Raw genomic sequence first — 19,288 nt, forward strand, 5'->3', positions numbered from 1 at the left:
GGGGCAAAGCGTTGCATCATGGCGCTTTTCCCCGCGTTAAGGGTGGTCGCCTCGCATGGCCCTGTTGAGCTCTACATCGTCGATTGCCGGCTTTTTCAGCGTGTTTCGCTACAGCCGGCGGGCGCTTTCGCTGGTGTGGGACACCTCGCGCTGGATGACGCTAGGGCTTGCGCTGTGCACGCTGGTGGCCGGGGTGCTGCCGGCGGTGGCGGCCTGGGTGGGCCAGCTGATCGTCGACGGCGTGGTCGGCGCCATGCAGACGTTTGAAGCCGCCGAGGACCCGGTGCTTTGGATCATTCTGGCGCCGGTGCTGTGGCTGGTGGCCCTCGAGGCGCTGATCATCGCGCTGATGGCGCTGGCTCAGCGCGGGCTCGCCGCTCAGCAGTCGCTTTTGCGCGCGCTGCTGGGCCAGAAGGTGAACGTGCTGATTCTGGAAAAAGCGGGCACGCTATCGCTTTCCCAGTTCGAGGACTCCGAGCTCTACGACAAGCTGACCCGCGCCCGGCGCGAGGCCTCGACGCGGCCGCTGGCGCTGGTGACCAAAACCTTCGGCTTTCTGCAAAACGCGATATCGCTTTGTAGCTTCAGCGTGCTGCTGGTGCAGTTTTCGCCCTGGGCGCTGTTGATTCTGGCCGCCGGCGCCGTGCCGGTGTTCGTTTCTGAAGCGAAGTTCTCCGGCGATGCCTTTCGCCTTTTTCGCCGGCGCTCGCCGGAAACGCGCATGCAGAGCTACCTGGAAACCGTGCTGGCGCGCGAGGACAGTATCAAGGAGGTCAAGCTCTTCGGCCTGGAGCCGCTGTTTCTGAGTCGCTACCGGGCCATCTTCGATCGACTGTTCGCCGAGGATCGGCTTTTGACCCTCAAGCGCGAAGGCTGGGGATTTCTGCTGGGGCTTTTGGGCACCGCCACGTTTTATATCGCCTACGGCTGGGTGGTGCTCGAAACCGTGGTCGGCGCGATCACGCTTGGACAGATGACGATGTACCTGATGGTATTCAAGCAGGGCCAGTCGGCGCTGTCGGCCATTCTCACCGCGATCAGCGGCATGTACGAGGATAACCTCTACCTGTCCAACCTTTACGACTACCTGGAACACCCCACCGAGGCAGAAGGCGGCACGCTGACCCAAGGCAAGGTGCCCGGTGACGGGCTGCGCTTCGAGAGCGTCACGTTCGCCTACCCAAATGGGCGCGTCGTACTTCGCGATATTTCGCTGCACCTGGCACCGGGCCAGAGCCTGGCGCTGGTGGGCGAAAATGGCTCGGGGAAGACGACGCTGATCAAGCTGTTGACGCGGCTCTACTCGCCCGTTGAAGGTCGCATTCTGCTCGATGGCAGCGACCTGCGCGATTGGGAGGCGCAGACGTTAAGAAAACGCGTCGGCGTGATCTTCCAGGACTTCGTGCGTTATCAGCTACCGGTGGGCGAAAACCTGGGCGTGGGCGACATCGACGCCTTCGATGACCAGAGCCGTTGGCAGCAGGCGGCGCACTTTGGGCTGGCCGATGGTTTCATCGAACAGATGCCCGCCGGCTACCAGACCCAGCTTGGCCGCTGGTTCAAAAATGGTCAGGAGCTTTCCGGCGGCCAGTGGCAGAAAGTAGCGCTTTCGCGCGCCTACATGCGTAAGGAGGCGGATATTTTAGTACTCGACGAGCCCACCGCCGCCATGGACGCCGCCGCCGAGGCCGACGTCTTCGCCCGCTTTCGCGCCCACAGCCGCGACAAGATGACGATTTTGATCTCGCACCGCTTCTCCACCGTGCGAAGCGCGGATCTGATCCTGGTCATGGACCAGGGTCATATCATCGAGCGCGGCACCCACAACACACTGCTGGCAGAAAATGGCCGCTACGCGCAGCTTTTCCGTTTGCAGGCAAAGGGTTATCAATAGAATCAAGAGGGGGAAAGAGGGGTGTCATATCGCACCTGTCAACTCAATCTCGCAAAAAGGTAAACAAGTGTGAACAGTGATGTATAACACTCGCCATAACTCACACTTTAAGACTACCTTCTACTCATTATATCCTACTTAATGAGTATTTCTCATGAACCGTTTCCGTCTTATAAAAGTGAAGTATGCGCTGGTGTTCATCGCCGTCGCCCTGTCGCTTCTTCTGGTCGTGCTGGCTGACACGCAGCTGGTCAACACGGTCAAACATCGTCTGGATACATTTATCGACCACTACATTCCTGCCTCGACGGCCACGCTCAACGGCGACCGTGACCTCTACCAGGCACGTCTTGCCGAGGTAACGACGCTGCTTACGCCGGCCGGCTCGACACGCGCCGCCGAGCTTTTCGACGAGTTTCGCGACAACGCGCAGCAGGCCCAGGAGCGCATGGCGCTCTATCTCGAACGGATGCAGGACTATCCAGCGCTGACATCGCAAACCGACGGTTTCGAGGCGCTTTACAGTGCCTGGCTTTCGAGCGCGTCGCAGGTATTCGATCTGCACCAACGCGGCCAGTTGACCGAGGCACTGGCGCTGATGAACGGTGAATCGCTCGAGCGCTTCAACGAGCTGCGCGCCGTTTATGACATCGCAGGTGAAAGCATCGAAACCGCCATTTACGAAGCCGAAACGGCGGTCGTCGAGCGTATCCAGTCGCAGCAGATGGCGACGTTTCTCTTTGCCCTGGCGGTGTTCGTCATCGCGTCACTGATTGCCGTGATGGGTCCTCGGATGATGTCCAGGGCGCTTCGTCAGATCAGCCGGCGCATCGATGACATCAGTAACGGCGATGGCGATTTGACCGCGCGTATCGATAGCCAGCGCCGCGACGAGATCGGCGAGCTGGCGCACGCTTTTGATGGTTTCATTCGCCACATCGACAAGACGCTGCAGAGCGTCAGCGCCAGTACCGCAAGCCTCACTCACGCCTCGACAGAGATCGCGACCGGCAGTCAGGAACTCTCCGCGCGTACCGAGCAGGCCGCCGCCAACCTGCAGCAAACCTCGGCCTCGATGGAGGAGATCGCCGCGGTCGTCAAGGCCGCCTCGGATTCGGCGCAACAGGCCGATCAGTTGGCGCTTTCCACGCGCGAGCTCGCGCAGCAAGGCCAGCACTCCATGGCGAGCGTCGAGCAGACCATGGACGACATCAGCACGTCGTCGTCGGAAATCAGCAGCATCGTGACGCTGATCGAGGGCATCGCGTTTCAAACCAACATTCTGGCGCTCAACGCGTCGGTGGAAGCGGCGCGGGCCGGTGAGCACGGTCGCGGCTTTGCAGTGGTCGCTCAGGAGGTGCGCATGCTTGCCAGCCGCTCGAGCGAAGCGTCCAGCAACATCGCCGCGCTGATCGCTAGCTCCATGAGCCGAACCGAGGTGGGCGTTGGCCAGGTCAAGCATACCGGGCGGCTGATGGCAGAGATGGTGAAAAGCATCGAGCGCGTCTCTGACGTTATCGCAGAAATCAGCGCCGGTGCCCGAGAGCAGAGCGTGGGCATCGGTCAGGTCAACGATGCGGTGAGCGAGCTCGACGGCATGACGCAGCACAACGCCTCGATGGTCGAAGAGTCGAGCGCGGCGGCGGCAGAGCTTAGCGCTCAGGCGGCACGACTTGGTGAGTTGGTGGGCGCATTCAAACTCAGCGAGACACCGTCACAAGCTTCCACACCACGCGCGCTTGCCAGCGCCCCGCCTGTTTCCAGGCCTTTGGAGCGCCGCCTCTCGCCGGCGCCGGCTCAACCCGAGTGGACCGCCTTTTGATGCCCGCCTCGCTGGAGCAGGGAGTGACGTTTGCCTTTTCAAACGCTCATTTATCTCGGGCACTGAATTTATTCAAACATCAGCCGATTGGATTCAATAACGAACAACGTTCAAAGGACAGGGTATGGCCGCTACGGCGCTTGTAATCGATGACGACAGGGACGTCCAGCTACTGAGCAAACTGCTGCTGGAGCAGCATGGTTTCGCGGTCGAAACGGTGGGCAGTTTAGGTGAACTGGTTCGTCAACCCTCGCTGCTCGAGGCAACGCTTATTCTCCTCGATCTGGAGCTTGGCGAGTTTACCGGTCTCGATATTCTCGATTACCTCTACGACCTGCGCCTGAACGCGGCGATTTTGCTGATTAGCGCCAACGCCTCCGAGAACGTGACCCGCGCCATCGACGCCGGCCGAGCGAAGGGGCTGCAAATGCTGGGCTTTTTGCCCAAGTCCGGCTTCCTGACCGGCCTGCCGGCGTTTCTTTCACCGCTCGAGGCGAAGGCCGGGATGCCAACGGCCGAGGACCTCACCCAGGCCCTCGAGGGCGGCGAGCTGTTTTTGGTCTATCAGCCCCAGCAGGATTTGCAGCGGGGCGCTATTAAAGGCGTCGAAGCGTTGGTGCGGTGGCAACATCCGACGCTTGGGCTGCTGTTTCCGGATAGCTTCATCCCGATGGCAGAAAAGCATGGTCTGATAGGCGCGCTGACCTGGCAGGTGCTCGAACTTGCGCTGGCCCAGCAGGTCCGCTGGCAGGCCAAGGGCTGGGCTTTGAACGTCGCCGTCAACGTCCCGGCGGATTTCGTCAAGGAGGAAGGCGTCATCGAGTCGTTCAAGCGACTCAAAAGCCATTACGTCACGGGGCCGGCGCGCCTGACGCTGGAACTAACGGAGTCGGTGGGAATAGAGTGTTTGAACTATGCGCGCCACGTACTGGAGGCGCTGCGCGATCTGGGCTGTCGTTTGTCACTCGATGATTTCGGCACCGGCTACTCCTCGCTAAGACAGCTCTACCGACTTCCCTTTGACGAGCTCAAGGTGGATCGCAGCTTCGTCTCATTGATGGAGCAGGACGACGCCGCGCGCGCGATTTCGCTTTCCGTGATCGATCTGGGCAAACGCATGGGGCTCGAAGTCGTCGCCGAGGGCATCGAGACCCAGGTGCAGCTCGATCTGCTAACCGAGGCGGGGTGCAGTATGGGGCAAGGGTATTACCTCGCCCGACCGCAAAGCGCGGCGGCTTTTGAGCAGTGGCTGGGGGAGCGTCGCTCACACGAGTCGGCTCAACCCGCCAGTACCCCCTCCTTCTCGAGCACCTGCTGAGTCAACGTTTTCAAGGCGGGCAGACGCGCCACCCCGTCGTTCAACTCCTTCAGGGGCGCCTCGAGCGCCCGGCGCTCCATCTGGCTTGCCCACTCGGCGATGGCCGAACAGCCAAGCGATGACGCCGCCCCCTTGAGCGAGTGTGCCTCCTGTTGAAACGCCTCGCGTCGCTTGCCGGCCAACTGGCTCGAAAGTTTTTCCCGGCGCTCGTCCAATCGATTTAGAAAGGTTGTCAAAAGCGTGTTCAGCGCTGCGGCATCGAACGTCTCCTTGAGTTCCGTGCAGGTATCCGGGTCGAGCACACGGGTATCCGGCTGGGCAACGCAGCTCACGGCAGAAGCCCTCTCTTTCGCCCTTGCCGCCTCTTCGGTTCGCGCGTTCGACGCTTCACACAAAGGCGATGGCGATAGGTGGCGACAGAGCATCTGGTACAGCTCGTCGCGGGTAAAGGGCTTATGAATCATGTCGTCCATACCACTTTGCATACAGCGTGCGCGGTGCTCCGGCATGACGTTGGCGGTCATGGCGACGATCGGCAGAGGTGAAAGCCCGTGTTCGCGTTCCCGAGCGCGCCACTGCTCGGTGGTTTGCAGCCCATCCAGCACTGGCATCTGCATATCCATGAGCACCAGATCGATGTCGTCGCGCCGTTTGGCCAGCAGGGCAAGCGCCGACTCACCGTTTTCAGCAATGCTTGCGCGCTGGCCCAGCCGCTCGAGCATTTGGCACGCGACGGTCTGGTTGAGCGGATTATCCTCGACCACCAGAATGTGTCGGTTTTGAATAGTGCAGGATTGCTCGCTTTGCGGAGCGTAAACCTCCGGCGCCTCACAGGTAGGCAGCGCCAACGTGAACCAGAAGCGACTGCCTACGTTTTCCACGCTGATGACACCGATCTCGCCTCCCATCGACTCGACCAGCCGCTTGCAGATTGCAAGCCCCAGCCCCGTGCCTTCGTGGCGGCGAGACATCGACGTATCGACCTGGGAAAACGCTGAAAACAGCAGGGCCTGATTCTGCTCGCTGATGCCGCAGCCGGTATCGCGAATCTCGAAGCAGACCATGCCCGGCGCCGAGGCGGTCACCGCGCACTTGACGAACCCTTCCTCGGTGAATTTCAGAGCGTTGTTGATCAGGTTCATCAAAATTTGGCGGATGCGTGCGCGGTCGCCTATAACAAAGCGCGGCAGATCGTCGGCTTGGGTAGCATCGAACGCCACGGCGCGGGCCTGCGCCTGCAGCGCGTAACCGGAGCAGAGCTCGTCGATGCACTGATGCAGATCGAAGGGCTGGGCGTTGAGATCCAGATAGCCCGACTCGATCTTGGTGTAGTCCAGAATATCGTTGATCGCGCAGCGAAGGCTCTCGGCGCTTCGCTTGATGGCCAACAGATAGTCGTTGGCCGCCGGCGTTTTTACCTCATCCGTGAGCAAATCGGCCATGCCGACGATGCCGTTGAGCGGCGTGCGTATTTCATGGCTGACGATCGCCATGAACTCCGACTTGGCGCGGCTGGCGGTTTCCGCCTTTTGCGCGGTCGCGTTGAGCTCCAGACTCTGCTTTTCCAGCGCCCGCGCCTTGGCCAGATTCGATCGCCCCTCGAGCACCAGCGCCCGCACCAGCAGGGCACCGGAAAGCATCAACAGCGTAATCAGTATCAGCGCAAGCCCATAGAGCCGGTTCAAGCTCTCCCGCTCCTGGGTGCGGGCCTGCACGACGCTTGCGTTGGTTTCGACCAGTACTTCCGCGGTCAGCGCTTGCAGGCTCGTTGCCCGAGCACGCAGCGATTCAAGCAGCGCCGGCGAGAGGCCTTCCGGGTTATCCCACAGATCTTCCAGCAGCGTATCCAGCGCCGTGATCTCGACTAGGGAATTCTCTACCCGCGTGCGCAGGCTATCGACCTGGTCGATCTCCTTGCCCATGTCTCCACGTTGAAGCAGCATCTGCCGGCTATAGAGAATTTCGAAGCGGGTCAAAAGCGCCTCGGCCGAGGCGCTCTCGGGGGCCGCCTGTAAAAGCTCCAGCCGAAACTCCCGCGCCTCGCGGTCGAACTGGTAGGCGGACCAGAGCAGATTTTCGAGCAGGCGATTTTCCAACGCGTACTGGCGGTAATAGATCATGCCACCGGTGGCCAGCGCCGAGAAAAAGAAAAGAATCGCCGAAAACGTGGCGATTCTGGCCCCATTGGAAAAGTAGCGCTGGAGTATCTTCATCGGGGCAGTCTTCCCGTATGGGCTTACTCGATGTCGAGTCGGTTGACCTGCCACACCGAGCGGGTGAGCGTGAGTTCGTTCAAAAGATTCGGGTCATCGTCGAAGGGATAGATCACGAACAGCGGCCCCTGGTCGCGTACGCGAAGCGGCTCGCCGTCGGCGCGCATCGCAAAGATCACATCGTACTGATAGAAATCGCTGACCGGTATCGTCGCCGCGTAGTCATTGAGCGCCGTGACCCGCACCTGGTCGCTGTCGCTGCCAACGGCTTCGAGTAGCGCGCGGCCCAAAGGGCCGGAAAAATTGACCGCGCCGTCGTGCCAGGGCGTATGCGTGAGGGTGTCGTGCTGCTCGAGCGCCTCCAGCATCGCGCGATCAAAATGCGCCTCGTCACCGACGTTGGTGTTGTCGAGATTGCCCGACACGACGAGCAGCACGGGCCCCTTGGGCGGCTCAAGATTTTCGCCAGCGGCCGATAAAGAGAGTAACAGTAACGCGGGGGCAAGGGCGACCGGGTAGCGCATGGTGTCAAGACTCCTGGTAAGACGCGGATCTCCAAGCCTTGATTATAGATCGGCCGCTCAACGCCTAACTGTGAACCTTTGTGTCGATATGCTCGGCGCGATGACAGATACGTCTTTTGGCCGAGAGCGAAGCCAGACAGCGAGGACTCACCCATGCATATTGGTGTATTGGAAGACGACCCGGATCAGCAGGCGTACATCGAGCAGTGCCTGGCGGTCGAACAGCATCGGGTGTCGCTGTTTGGTCGTGCAAGCGAGCTTCGTCGGCACATGGATCAGCAGCTTTTCGATTTTCTGATCATCGACTGGCGGCTGCCCGACGGCTGCGGTATGGATGTGGTGGGGCATCTACGCCGCCACGATGGCTGGAAGGGGCCGATTCTCTTCATTACGGCAAGCCAGCAGGAGGAGGACGTGGTGCAGGCGCTGGAACAAGGCGCCGATGACTTTCTCGCCAAACCGCTACGCCCCAGAGAGCTGTTGGCGCGAATCAACGCGCTCGGCCGGCGCACCTGGCAGTCGCCGGCGCCGGCCGCCGCAAGTATTGGCGATGCCTACTCGATGGATAGCGACCAGCGCCAGATTTATCTTAACGCCGAACCTGCGGACCTGACGGAGCGCGAGTACCGTTTGGCCGCGCTACTGTTCAGCAAGCTCGGCGCCACGCTCACACGGCCGCACCTGTTGGAGCTGGTGTGGGGGTTGAAGGGGGACCTGCCGACTCGCACCGTCGACACCCACGTCAGCCGCCTGCGGCGCAAACTGGAGCTCGACGGCCGCCACGGGCTGCGCCTGCGAAGCGTCTATCAGTCCGGCTATCGGCTGGAAAGCTGCGTGCCAACGGCCTAACCCGCGCTACTCATCCCAATCGGGCGCCATATCCGGGTTGGCGATGCGCTCACCGCGGTCGAGGGTGGCGATGTCGGCCATTTCCGCCTCGCTTAGCTCGATGTCGAACGCCTTGATGTTGCTTTCGATATTGCGCGCCTTGGTGGAGGATGGAATGGTCACGAGCCCGCGCGCCTTGATCCAGGCCATGGTGATCTCCGCGGGCGTGACGCCGTGAACGCCGGCGATCTGCTTGAGCACCGGATCCTCCATTACCTTGCCCACCGCCAAGGGCATGAACGCGGTGACTTCGATATCGTTCGCCTTGCAGTGATCCACCAATTTGCGGTTTTGCAGGAAGGGATGCACTTCGATCTGGTTGGTGAGAATCTCGCCCTCGCCAAGAATGTCGATGGCCTCGTCGATCTGGGCGATGGTGAAGTTGGAAACGCCGATATGGCGCGCCTTGCCTTCCGCCTTCACTTCCTTGAGCGCGGTGAGGTAGTCGCGCATCGGCACCTCGTCGTTGGGTGACGGCCAGTGAATCAGCAGAAGGTCCACGTACTCGGTCTTGAGTTTGGAAAGCGACTCGTCAACGCTCGCCTTCAGCGCCGCCGGTTCGAGCTGGTCGAACCACACCTTGGTGGTCAGAAAGATGTCGCTACGCGGGACGCTCGAGTCGCGAATCGCCTCGCCAACGGTCGATTCGTTGCCATAAAACTGGGCGGTGTCGATATGCCGGTAGCCGGCTTCCAGCGCGGTATGAATGCCCTGCTTGAGCGTGTCGCCTCCCAGGCGATAGGTACCGAAACCGGGATTGGGTAGCGTGCTTGCGGTCATGATCAGTCATCCTTTTCCAGTGAGACACATGCGTGTGTCATCGACGCAGTGAAGATATGGGGCGTCTTGTGTCGACTTCAACCCATGACCCAGGCGCGCCGTGCGCGGTTGAGGTAGACTGCTCGCTTCGCCTGCTAACGAAAAGCCCGCCATGCCCGCATCTGACGACGCCGCCCTGCCTCTTCACCGCCAGCCCGGTTTTCTGAGCTTTCTGCTGTCGCGACTGGCGGCGGTCTTCGCCATGCAGATCCAGGCGGTGGTGGTGGCTTGGCAAGTGTACGATATTACCCGCGATGCCATGTCGCTGGCCTACGTCGGGCTTGCCCAGTTCATTCCCATGGTGCTTCTGCTGCTGCCCGCCGGCGACGTGGTGGACCGCTTCGCGCGCAAGCGCATTTTGCAGCTCAGCTGGGCCGTGCAGGGGCTTTGCAGCGCGCTGCTGTTACTCATCGCGCAGACCGACCCGCAGAACGTGGTGCCGATCTATCTGGTACTGGCGCTGTTCGGCTGCGGGCGGGCGTTCACCGGCCCGACGCTTCAGAGCATGCTGCCCAATCTGGTGCCGCGCGCGCAGTTGCCCCAGGCCATCGCGCTGAACAGCTCGATCATGAAGATCGCCGTGATCACCGGGCCGCTGCTCGGTGGGGGGCTCTACGCACTCGGCGGCGGGCGGCTGGCCTACGCGGTATGCCTGGGCTGCTTCATCGTCGCGCTCGCCTTTTTGCTGTGGGTGCCGGTGCGTTTTGTTGAGAAAGCGAAAGCGCTCGAAAGCACCGCCTGGCAGCGCTTCTCGGCGGGCATCGCCTACATTCGCCATCAGCCGATCATTCTCGGCGCCATCTCGCTGGATCTGTTCGCGGTGCTGCTTGGCGGCGTGGTGGCGCTTTTGCCCATCTACGCCCAGGAAGTGCTGCAGGTCGGCGCCCAGGGGCTTGGCGCGCTACGAAGCGCCATCGCCGTTGGGGCGCTGCTGATGGGGCTCTATCTCGGCGTGAAGGGGATCACCCGCCGGGCGGGGCACGTGATGTTCGCTTCTGTTGCCGTGTTTGGTCTGGCGAATCTGGTGTTCGCGCTGTCGCATCTGTTCTGGGTATCGATGCTCGCCATGCTGGTCGCCGGGGCCGCGGACATGGTCAGCGTCTACGTGCGCACCACGCTGATTCAGCTGGCAACGCCGGACGCCATGCGGGGGCGAGTGAACGCGGTGAATATGCTGTTCATCGGCTCGAGCAACGAGCTTGGGGAGTTTCGTGCGGGCAGCATGGCGGCGGCGATGGGCGCGGTGCCCGCCGCGCTGATTGGCGGGGTGGGCACGCTCGCCGTGGTGGGCACCTGGATGAAGCTCTTCCCGACGCTACGCCGGGTCGACCGTTTCGACGATGCCCGCTGAGTGCGCCGCGGGGCTCGTCGCCACCATGCTGACCACGCTGCCCACCACGATCAAACACGGCGACGGCAGCGGGTGTGCGGCGAGTTTTGCAGGCATGTTTTCGAGCGTGCCGATAAGCGAGCGCTGCTCGGGCTGGCTGGCGTTGGCCACCAGCATGACCGGCCAGTCGTCCGGCAGCCCCGCTTGGCGCAGGCTTTGGCAGATCGCCTCGACTTTCGAAAGCCCCATGTAGAACACCAGGGTTTCGTCCTTGCGCGCCAGTGCGGCCCAGTCCGGCGCGCCGCCTTCACGGCAAAGCTGAGCGGTGACGAAGCGAAGCTGCTGAGCGTGGCCGCGGTCGGTCAGCGGAATGCCCATACTGGCCGCCGCCGCGGAGGCCGCCGTGATGCCGGGCACGATGCACGCCTTGATGTTCGCTTGGGCCAGGCTCGCAAGCTCCTCACCCATGCGCCCGAACACGCCCGGGTCGCCGCCTTTCAGGCGCACCACCGATTTGCCCGCCTGGGCCAGGGTGACCAGCCGTGCGCCGATGTCGGCCTGGGGCACGCTGTGGTGGCCGCGGCTCTTGCCCACGTAGTAGCGCTCGGCGCCGGGGTGGATTAGCGCGAGTACGTCGTCTTCCACCAGCCGGTCATAAACCACGGCGTCGGCCTGCATCAAAAGCCGCGCGGCCTTGAGCGTGAGAAGCTCCACGTCGCCGCTACCCGCGCCGACCAGGTACACCGTGCCCTTCTCGCACTCGCCGCGTATCGGCAGGCACTGCCGCTCTTTCGCAGGCGCCACCGAGGACCATACGTGCCTGCCCACGCGCGCGAGCGCCTCAGGCCATTTGTGTCGCAGGTGCTTGTTCAAAACGCGCACGGCCCCGCTCCTCTTCCAGTAGTGATTTGAGTTCAGGCAAGCAGCTTCCGCACTGCGTGCCGCAGGCAAGCCGCGCGCCCAGCGCCTCGACGCTGTCATCGCCGGATCGTATCGCCTTTTTGATCACGCGCTCGCCCACCTGATGGCAGCTACACACGACCGGGCCGGTATCCTCTGCGCCGCTGTCGCAGCCCGCCAGCACGCGGCGGCGATGTTCAAACGTAAGCGAATGGTCGTTGAACCGCGCCGACAGCCAGTCGGTGCCGGGAAGCTCCCGGGGCGGGCCCACCATGAGCCACCAGGCCAGGCGGCCATTATACACACCTGCACCACGAAACCTGTTCGCCGCCGCGTCTTCGCTGAAAAGCGTAGCGGGCGTGTCCAGCCACGCCTCTATTTGGGCGGGCCAGTCGTGAACCGGGGTGGTGCTCGCCAGCTGAAAACGCACGCAGCCGGCCATGGGGATACGCGCCCAGTAATCGAGCGCTTGCCAGGGCATCTCTTCCGGCAAGGCGTCATCGCGCAGGATCAGTGTCGCCTGCCAAGCCGGTTCGAGCGAGACAACGTTGACCGCGCCGTGCTTGGTTTCCGGCTGGCCGGAGACCGGATCGGTGCGTCCGACCAGCAGCGCCCCGCTGCGCCCGGCGCCGGTGAACTGATCACTCCAGTGCATGGGCACGAACACCTCGCCCGGGCGCTGGGCGCTTGAAATCCGCACGCGCCCGCGATACTCACCCTCTTTCGCGTTGATAATCGCCAGCGCCTGATCACTAAGCCCTGCCCGCTCAGCATCCGCCGGGTGTAGCTCGATGAACGGCTCGGCGCGGTGGTTCATCAGCCGGGGCGCGCGGGCGGTGCGCGTCATGGTATGCCACTGATCGCGAATGCGCCCGGTATTGAGGCGCAGCGGATAGCGCGGGCAGAGCGTCTGCTGCGGCGGCGTCGGCGTAATGGGTATGAATCTCGCGCGCCCGTTTGGCGTGGCGAAAACGCCCTGTTCGAAAAGCCGCGCCGTGCCGCGGGGCGCGCTTGCCGTGACCGGCCACTGAATCGGCGACAGCGCATCATAAGCGGCCCGGTCGCGCCCGGCCAGCGCCGAGATATCGAAAAGCCGCCGGGTGGCGCCTTCGTTTTCAAAGCCCGAGAGCCTGGCGTGCTCGTCGAAGATCTCCCAGGGGTGGGCGTAGGAAAACGCCTCACCAAAGCCCAGTCGCCCGGCCACGTCGCAGAGGATCTGCCAGTCGTGGCGCGCCTGTCCCGGCGCGGGGAGCAGACCACGCTGGCGCGAAAGCCGCCGCTCTGAGTTGGTCACGGTACCGTCCTTTTCCGACCAGCCGCTCGCCGGCAACACGATGTCCGCAAACGCCAGCATATCGGTGTTCGCCACACACTCGGAGACGATCACCAGCGGGCACTTTTCAAGCGCCCGGCGCACCCGCGCGGCGTCCGGCAGGCTCACCGCCGGATTGGTCGCCATTACCCACAGCACGGTGATTTCGCCGCGCTCGATCGCCTCGAACAGCTCGATCGCTTTATAACCGGGGCCTTCGGGAAGCTGGGGTGTGAGCGACTCGGTCGCCCAGAACCGGGTCACGCAGTCGCGCGCGCCTGGCGTGTGATAATCCATATGGGCGGCGAGCTGATTGGCGAGCCCGCCCACCTCGCGCCCGCCCATGGCGTTGGGCTGGCCGGTGATCGAAAAAGGCCCGGCACCGGGCAGGCCGAGCTTGCCGCCGGCCAGGTGGGCGTTGATGATCGCGTTGCACTTGTCGGTGCCGCTGGTGGACTGATTCACCCCCTGGGAGTACAGCGTCACCACGTGCAGATGGCGGGCGAACCAGTAGTAGAACGTTTCGAGGCGCTCGGCATCGATATCGCAGGCTGCGGCTACTTCCGCGACGCTGGGGGCGCTCTTTTGCGCCGCTTTGAGCGCCTCCTCGAAGCCGTCGGTATGGCGCTCTAGATAGATACGATCGATATGGCCGCGCTCGACCATGAAGGCGAGCAAGCCATTGAACAGCGTGGCGTCGCTGCCGGGTTTGAGCCCGAGGTAGAGATCGGCGATATCGCAGGTATCGGTCACCCGCGGGTCGATCACCACCACGCGCATCAGCGGGTTGCGCTCTTTGGCGAGCTTCACTCGCTGGTAGAGCACCGGGTGGTTCCAGGCCAGATTCGAGCCGACCAGCACTAAAAGCTCCGCCTCTTCCAGGTCCTCATAATTGCACGGCACCGCGTCGGCGCCGAAGGCACGCTTGTAGCCCGCCACCGCCGAGGCCATGCAGAGCCGCGAGTTGGTATCCAGATGCGGCGTGCCGAGAAAGCCCTTGAAGAGTTTATTGGCCACATAATAATCCTCGGTCAACAGCTGACCGGAGAGATAGGCCGCCACGGTGTCACGTCCGTGGGCCGCCTGCAGCGCGGTGAGACGCTCGACCAGTGCCGAAAGCGCCTGGTCCCAGCTGGCGGGAACGCCGTCGAGGCGCGGCTGCAAAAGCCGCCCCTGCTCGCCCAGGGTGTCAGCCAGGGCGCTGCCCTTGACGCAGAGCCGCCCGTAGTTGGCCGGGTGCGCTGGGTCCCCCTCGACGGAGCAGACGCGCCCGCCTTCCACGGTCGCGTTGATGCCGCACCCCACGCCGCAGTAGGGGCAGGTGGTGGATACGGTGTACGAACTGCCTGGCGCTTTGTGCATCGAATCTCCCGCGTTTTATTTGGCCCAAACGCAAAAAGCGCCCAGGAAGCCTCGTTGGAAGCTTGCCTGGACGCCGTTGTCTCAGGGACACCGAGCAGGTGCCGTCGTTAACGATGTTCTTTCGGCGCTTGGAATTGTTGGTCGCCGCTCTTTGTTGTTGTCGGGCCGCGCTTGTTATTGGAGTGCGCTAAATCGCCCGTAACATTTGTATGTTTGTTTCCCCCTCTTCTCTGCAAACCATGGGCCGTCTCGCTGAAAAAGGAAAATAACGCTTTTAAAACAATTACATTATAAATCGATGAAAAAAATGCTTTTGAGCGTCCGACTTATCCTGGACGCAGGCATGGAGCCATTGACGTGCAGCCTGAACGCCCCGCGCACCACAAGAGCGCACCAGGCGTTGAGCGATCACCGGTCACGGATACTCAGAAAACACTTAAGCCACTGAAAAACGGCTTGAAAAAGCGCTATTGGTGCGCCTGGCGAGTTTCTTGCCTTGAGTATGGGAGCGCGCCGCCAACGAAGGCATGTCGCGCCTGATTCGCCATTTGGGCAACGACGCCCCTAACTCCCGCTTTCACCGGCGGCGTTAGGGGCGTTTTTCGTTTTTGGCGCCCGCGCCGGCGTCGCCCCGAACAAGGAGGCCCCATGCGCTCTTTTACATATCCAGACGCTTGCCGTGATGAAAAGCGGCTCGACCGCGAATCGCCTCACCTGGTCATCATAGGTAACGGCATGGCCTGCCACCGCCTGCTCGAAGCCCTGGTCAAGGCGCCCGACCGGCCAGCACGCATCACCGTGATCGGCGAAGAGCCGGTGCCCGCCTATAACCGCATTCTGCTCTCGCCGCTTTTGAGCGGTGAAACGAGCCGCGATGGAATCACGCTTCGTGACGCGCGGTGGTATGCGGATAACGCCATTACGCTTCGCCTGAATGAGCGGGTGCTGGCCATCGACACCGCCGCGCGCCACATCGATACCGACCGGGGCCGGCTCGCCTTCGACACGCTGGTGCTCGCCACCGGATCACGGCCGACGCTGCCCGACATTCCCGGCATCGAGCTTGACGGCGTTCACACCTTTCGCAACCTGGGTGATGCCGGCGCGCTCGACGCCATCGCTCGGCGCGGCGGTAAAAGCGTCGTCATCGGCGGTGGCCTGTTAGGGCTGGAAGCCGCGGAAGGACTGCGCAAACGTGGCGGCGACGTCCTGAAGGTCAGCGTGCTGCACCGCAGCACCTGGCTGATGAACCGCCAGCTCGACGCCGAGGCCGGCGGGCTTTTACACGCCGTGCTGGCGCGTCGCGGGCTCGACGTTCACACCGGTGCCTCGATCGTCGCGATCGAAAGCGACGGCCAAAGGCGCGTGGCCGGCGTCACGCTCGAAGATGGCCGCACGCTCGAGGCCACTAGCGTCATCGTCGCCGCCGGCGTGACGCCCAACAGGGAGCTTGGCCTGCACGCCGGGCTTGACTGCGAGCGCGCGATTTTGGTGGATCACCACCTTTGCACTTCCCACCCGGCGATTTTTGCGCTCGGCGAGTGCTGCCAGTTTCAGTCGCATACGTTTGGTCTGGTCGAGCCGATCTGGCGCCAGGTCGAGACACTCGCCCAGGTGCTCAGTGGCGCCCCCATCACGCCTTACCTTGAGGCGCCCACTGCTACCCGACTCAAGATCAGCGGCATCGACCTTTACGCCTTCGGCCCCGTCGAGCCCGAAGACGCCCACGACACCCTTTATTACTGCGACCCCGAGGCCAACGAGTACCGCCGCCTGCTGCTCAAAAACGGGCGCATCGAAGGCGCGGTGCTGTTTGGCGATACCGCTCAGGGCCCGTGGTATTTCGACCAGGCCCTCAAAGCAGCGGATCTCAGCACAGCGCGCCCGGCGCTCATGTTCGGTCAGGCGGACGTCGAAACGCTTTTAGCGGCGGACACCGCCCACCCCTCCCCCACCCAAGAGGCGGCTTAACCATGACAACCAAACAGAATCTGCTGATCATCGGTAACGGCATGGTCGGCCATCACCTGGTCGAACGGCTGGTCGAGGCTGGCGCGTGCGAGCACCTCACCATCACCGTATTTGGCGAGGAGCGCCACCGCGCCTACGACCGTGTTCATCTCTCCGAGTACTTCACCGGCCGCGACGCCGAGTCGCTGGCGCTGTGTGACACCGACTATTACGACGTTCAGGGTGTCACGCTCAAAAGCGGTGAAAAGGTGCTAGAAATCGACCGCGAGGCGAAGCACGTGATCACCCCTCAGGGGCGCTACGCCTACGACCATCTGGTGCTCGCCACCGGCTCCTACCCGTTCGTGCCGCCGATCGAGGGGCGCGATGAGCCGGGATGCCTGGTCTATCGCACGCTGGAGGATCTCGACGCCATCCGCGCCGCCGCCGAGCACGCCACCAACGGCGTGGTCGTCGGCGGCGGGCTTCTGGGCCTCGAGGCCGCCAACGCGCTGCGCGGGTTGAACCTCGACACCGCGGTGGTGGAGTTCGCCCCACGCCTGATGCCGATGCAGGTGGACACCGATGGCGGCGCGCTGTTGAAGGAAAAGATCGAGTCGCTCGGTGTGCAGGTGCTGACCGAGCGCGCCACCCAGCGCATCGAAAAAGGCGAGCAGAGCCGGCTGCGCCTGGTGTTTCAGGACGACAAGATACTCGAGACCGACCTGATCGTGTTCTCCGCCGGGATCCGCCCTCAGGACGACTTGGCCCGCGCCTGCGGGCTCACGCTTGGCGAGCGTGGCGGCGTGGTGATCGACGATCACTGCCGCACCAGCGACCCGGCCATTTTCGCCGTCGGCGAAGTGGCGCTCTGGAATCAGAGTATCTTTGGGCTGGTGGCGCCGGGCTATCAGATGGCCAAGGTGGCCGCCACCACGCTCACCGGCGGCGAGGCCCACTTTGGCGGCGCCGACATGAGCACCAAACTGAAGCTTATGGGCGTGGACGTCGGCGCCATTGGCGACGCCCACGGCGATCGCACCCCCGGCGCCCGCATGTTCCGTTACCTCGACCCGCTGACGCAGGTGTATCGCAAACTGGTGGTCTCGAGCGACGGCAAGAAGCTTCTGGGCGCCATGCTGGTGGGTGATAATAGCGCCTACGATACCCTGCTTCAGTACTACGCCAACGCCCTCGAGCTTCCCAAGGAGCCCGCTTCGCTGATTCTGCCGCAAGGCGGCGTGGCCCCCACACTTGGCCCGGACGCGCTGCCGGCCACCGCCATGATCTGCTCGTGCCATAACGTTACCAAGGCCAGTATCTGCAGCGCCATTGATGCGGGCGCCAGCGACGTGGGCGCGGTAAAAAGCGATACCCGCGCCAGCACCGGCTGCGGCGGCTGCGCCTCGCTTTTGAAAAGCGTGGTGGACCATGAGCTGACCACCCGCGGCGTCGAGGTGGACACGTCACTGTGCGAGCACTTCGCCCATACCCGCCAGGCGCTTTACGACATCGTGCGCGTGGAGGGCATCAAGACCTTCAGCGAGCTGATGAAAAGGCACGGCAATCCGCACACCCAGGGTCTTGGCTGCGAGATCTGCAAGCCTGCCGTCGGCTCGATTCTTGCCTCCTGCTTCAACGAGCCGATTACCGACGCCGCGCATATTCCGCTGCAGGATACCAATGACACCTTCATGGCCAATATGCAGAAAAACGGTACCTATTCGGTGGTACCGCGCATTGCCGGGGGTGAAATCACGCCAGACAAGCTCGTGGTGCTGGGGCAGGTAGCGCAGAAGTACGGCCTGTACACCAAGATCACCGGCGGCCAGCGGATCGATCTGTTCGGCGCCCGGCTCGAGGACCTGCCGGATATCTGGGCAGAGTTGATTGACGCCGGCTTCGAAACCGGCCACGCCTACGGCAAGTCGCTGCGCACGGTGAAGTCCTGCGTGGGCAGCACCTGGTGCCGCTACGGCGTGCAGGACAGCGTGGGCATGGCGATCCGACTCGAGAACCGCTACAAGGGGCTGCGCGCGCCGCACAAGATCAAGTTCGGCGTTTCCGGCTGCACTCGCGAATGCGCCGAAGCGCAGAGCAAGGATATCGGCATCATCGCCACGGAAAATGGCTGGAACCTCTACGTGTGCGGCAACGGCGGCATGCGCCCGCGCCACGCCGAGCTCTTCGCCACGGACCTTGACGACGAAGGCCTCTACCGCACCATCGACCGCTTTCTGATGTTCTACGTGCGTACCGCCGACCGGCTACAGCGCACCTCGGTCTGGCGGGAAAACCTCGAAGGCGGGCTGGAGTATCTGAAAGAAGTGATTCTCGACGACAGCCTGGGCATGAGCGAGGAACTCGAGCGCCAGATGCAAACCGTGGTGGATAACTATCAGTGCGAGTGGGCGGGCGCCATCAGTGACCCGGACAAGCTCAAGCGCTTTCGAAGCTTCGTCAACGACACCCGCCCGGACCCGTCCATCATCATGACCTCCGAGCGCGGTCAACTGCGCCCGGCCTGATCATCGACCGATTGTCTTTCAAGGAGACCGTTATGACCCCAGCCGCTCTCACGCTCAATGATGTATCCGCGACCGCCTGGCAGCCCCTTTGCCAACGAGCCGATCTGGTGGCGTTTTCCGGCGTGGTCGCCTGGATTGATGCGCCCCAGGGCGAGCCCTGTCAAATCGCGCTTTTCTACCTGCCGGGCCAAATGCCGGAGCTCTACGCGCTGGATCATTTTGACCCCTTCTCCAACGCGTTCGTGATCGGCCGGGGGATCGTGGGCGATATCGACGCTGAGCCGGTGATCGCCTCGCCGCTTTACAAGCAGCACTTTCGCTTGAGCGACGGCCAGTGTCTCGAGGACGAAAGCGTGCGACTTCGCACCTGGCCGGTACGCCTTGAAGGTGAGCAGGTCTGGATCGAGGCATAGAACCAAAACCCAGAA

13 protein-coding genes are annotated in these 19,288 nt (G+C 62.9%); 8 read left to right on the forward strand and 5 right to left on the reverse strand.

Annotation, left to right across the window (positions count from 1 at the left end):
• Positions 1-55 precede the first annotated feature (55 nt).
• The 3 genes from RN346_RS12730 (at position 56) to RN346_RS12740 (ending at position 5,034) form a co-directional block, all read left to right on the forward strand.
• Positions 56-1,894 carry an ABC transporter ATP-binding protein gene (locus RN346_RS12730; RefSeq protein ID WP_311961309.1) on the forward strand — a complete coding sequence of 613 codons (1,839 nt, stop codon included), beginning with the start codon at positions 56-58 and terminating at the stop codon, positions 1,892-1,894.
• A gap of 154 nt (positions 1,895-2,048) precedes the next feature.
• Positions 2,049-3,716: a methyl-accepting chemotaxis protein gene (locus tag RN346_RS12735; RefSeq protein WP_311961310.1), complete on the forward strand. Its 1,668-nt coding sequence runs from the start codon at positions 2,049-2,051 to the stop codon at positions 3,714-3,716.
• Between the two features lie 124 nt (positions 3,717-3,840).
• Positions 3,841-5,034 carry an EAL domain-containing response regulator gene (locus RN346_RS12740; RefSeq protein WP_311961311.1) on the forward strand — a complete coding sequence of 398 codons (1,194 nt, stop codon included), beginning with the start codon at positions 3,841-3,843 and terminating at the stop codon, positions 5,032-5,034.
• On the opposite strand, the gene RN346_RS12745 is transcribed toward RN346_RS12740, so the two are convergent.
• Both RN346_RS12745 and RN346_RS12750 read right to left on the reverse strand, forming a co-directional pair.
• Positions 4,995-7,247 (reverse strand): ATP-binding protein, encoded by a 2,253-nt coding sequence (locus RN346_RS12745; RefSeq protein WP_311961312.1) that lies wholly within the window; start codon positions 7,245-7,247, stop codon positions 4,995-4,997. The two genes, RN346_RS12740 and RN346_RS12745, sit on opposite strands and share 40 nt — an antisense overlap.
• Before the next feature lie 23 nt (positions 7,248-7,270).
• Positions 7,271-7,771 (reverse strand): molybdopterin-dependent oxidoreductase, encoded by a 501-nt coding sequence (locus RN346_RS12750; RefSeq protein WP_263586455.1) that lies wholly within the window; start codon positions 7,769-7,771, stop codon positions 7,271-7,273.
• A gap of 153 nt (positions 7,772-7,924) precedes the next feature.
• Between RN346_RS12750 and RN346_RS12755 the strand changes: the two genes are divergently transcribed.
• On the forward strand, positions 7,925-8,620 hold the full coding sequence (locus tag RN346_RS12755; RefSeq protein ID WP_311958458.1) for a response regulator transcription factor: 696 nt from the start codon (positions 7,925-7,927) through the stop codon (positions 8,618-8,620).
• Between the two features lie 6 nt (positions 8,621-8,626).
• On the opposite strand, the gene dkgB is transcribed toward RN346_RS12755, so the two are convergent.
• Positions 8,627-9,439, reverse strand: coding sequence for a 2,5-didehydrogluconate reductase DkgB (gene dkgB, locus RN346_RS12760; RefSeq protein WP_311961313.1), 813 nt, complete (start codon positions 9,437-9,439; stop codon positions 8,627-8,629).
• Positions 9,440-9,590: 151 nt separating this feature from the next.
• On the opposite strand from dkgB, the gene RN346_RS12765 reads away from it, so the two are divergent.
• Positions 9,591-10,829, forward strand: coding sequence for an MFS transporter (locus tag RN346_RS12765; RefSeq protein ID WP_311961314.1), 1,239 nt, complete (start codon positions 9,591-9,593; stop codon positions 10,827-10,829).
• On the opposite strand, the gene cobA is transcribed toward RN346_RS12765, so the two are convergent.
• Together cobA and RN346_RS12775 are read right to left on the reverse strand one after the other, a co-directional pair.
• A complete protein-coding gene (gene cobA / locus RN346_RS12770; protein ID WP_311958461.1) occupies positions 10,794-11,636 on the reverse strand; it encodes a uroporphyrinogen-III C-methyltransferase in 843 nt (280 codons plus the stop codon). The two genes, RN346_RS12765 and cobA, sit on opposite strands and share 36 nt — an antisense overlap.
• Positions 11,637-11,649: 13 nt before the next feature.
• The gene (locus RN346_RS12775; protein ID WP_311961315.1) at positions 11,650-14,382 is read right to left on the reverse strand and encodes a molybdopterin-dependent oxidoreductase; all 2,733 of its coding nucleotides are present in this window, start codon (positions 14,380-14,382) and stop codon (positions 11,650-11,652) included.
• Positions 14,383-15,030: 648 nt separating this feature from the next.
• Between RN346_RS12775 and RN346_RS12780 the strand changes: the two genes are divergently transcribed.
• The 3 genes from RN346_RS12780 to nirD are packed head-to-tail and all read left to right on the forward strand — an operon-like array spanning position 15,031 to position 19,273.
• Positions 15,031-16,353 (forward strand): FAD-dependent oxidoreductase, encoded by a 1,323-nt coding sequence (locus RN346_RS12780; RefSeq protein ID WP_311961316.1) that lies wholly within the window; start codon positions 15,031-15,033, stop codon positions 16,351-16,353.
• A 2-nt stretch (positions 16,354-16,355) separates the two neighbouring features.
• Positions 16,356-18,860, forward strand: a complete 2,505-nt coding sequence (gene nirB, locus RN346_RS12785; RefSeq protein WP_311961317.1) for a nitrite reductase large subunit NirB — start codon at positions 16,356-16,358, stop codon at positions 18,858-18,860.
• A 32-nt stretch (positions 18,861-18,892) separates the two neighbouring features.
• A complete protein-coding gene (nirD, locus tag RN346_RS12790) occupies positions 18,893-19,273 on the forward strand; it encodes a nitrite reductase small subunit NirD (protein WP_311961318.1) in 381 nt (126 codons plus the stop codon).
• Positions 19,274-19,288: the final 15 nt, after the last annotated feature.

Origin of the sequence: Halomonas sp. PAMB 3232 (assembly GCF_031954225.1) — a bacterium.
Lineage (GTDB): Bacteria > Pseudomonadota > Gammaproteobacteria > Pseudomonadales > Halomonadaceae > Vreelandella.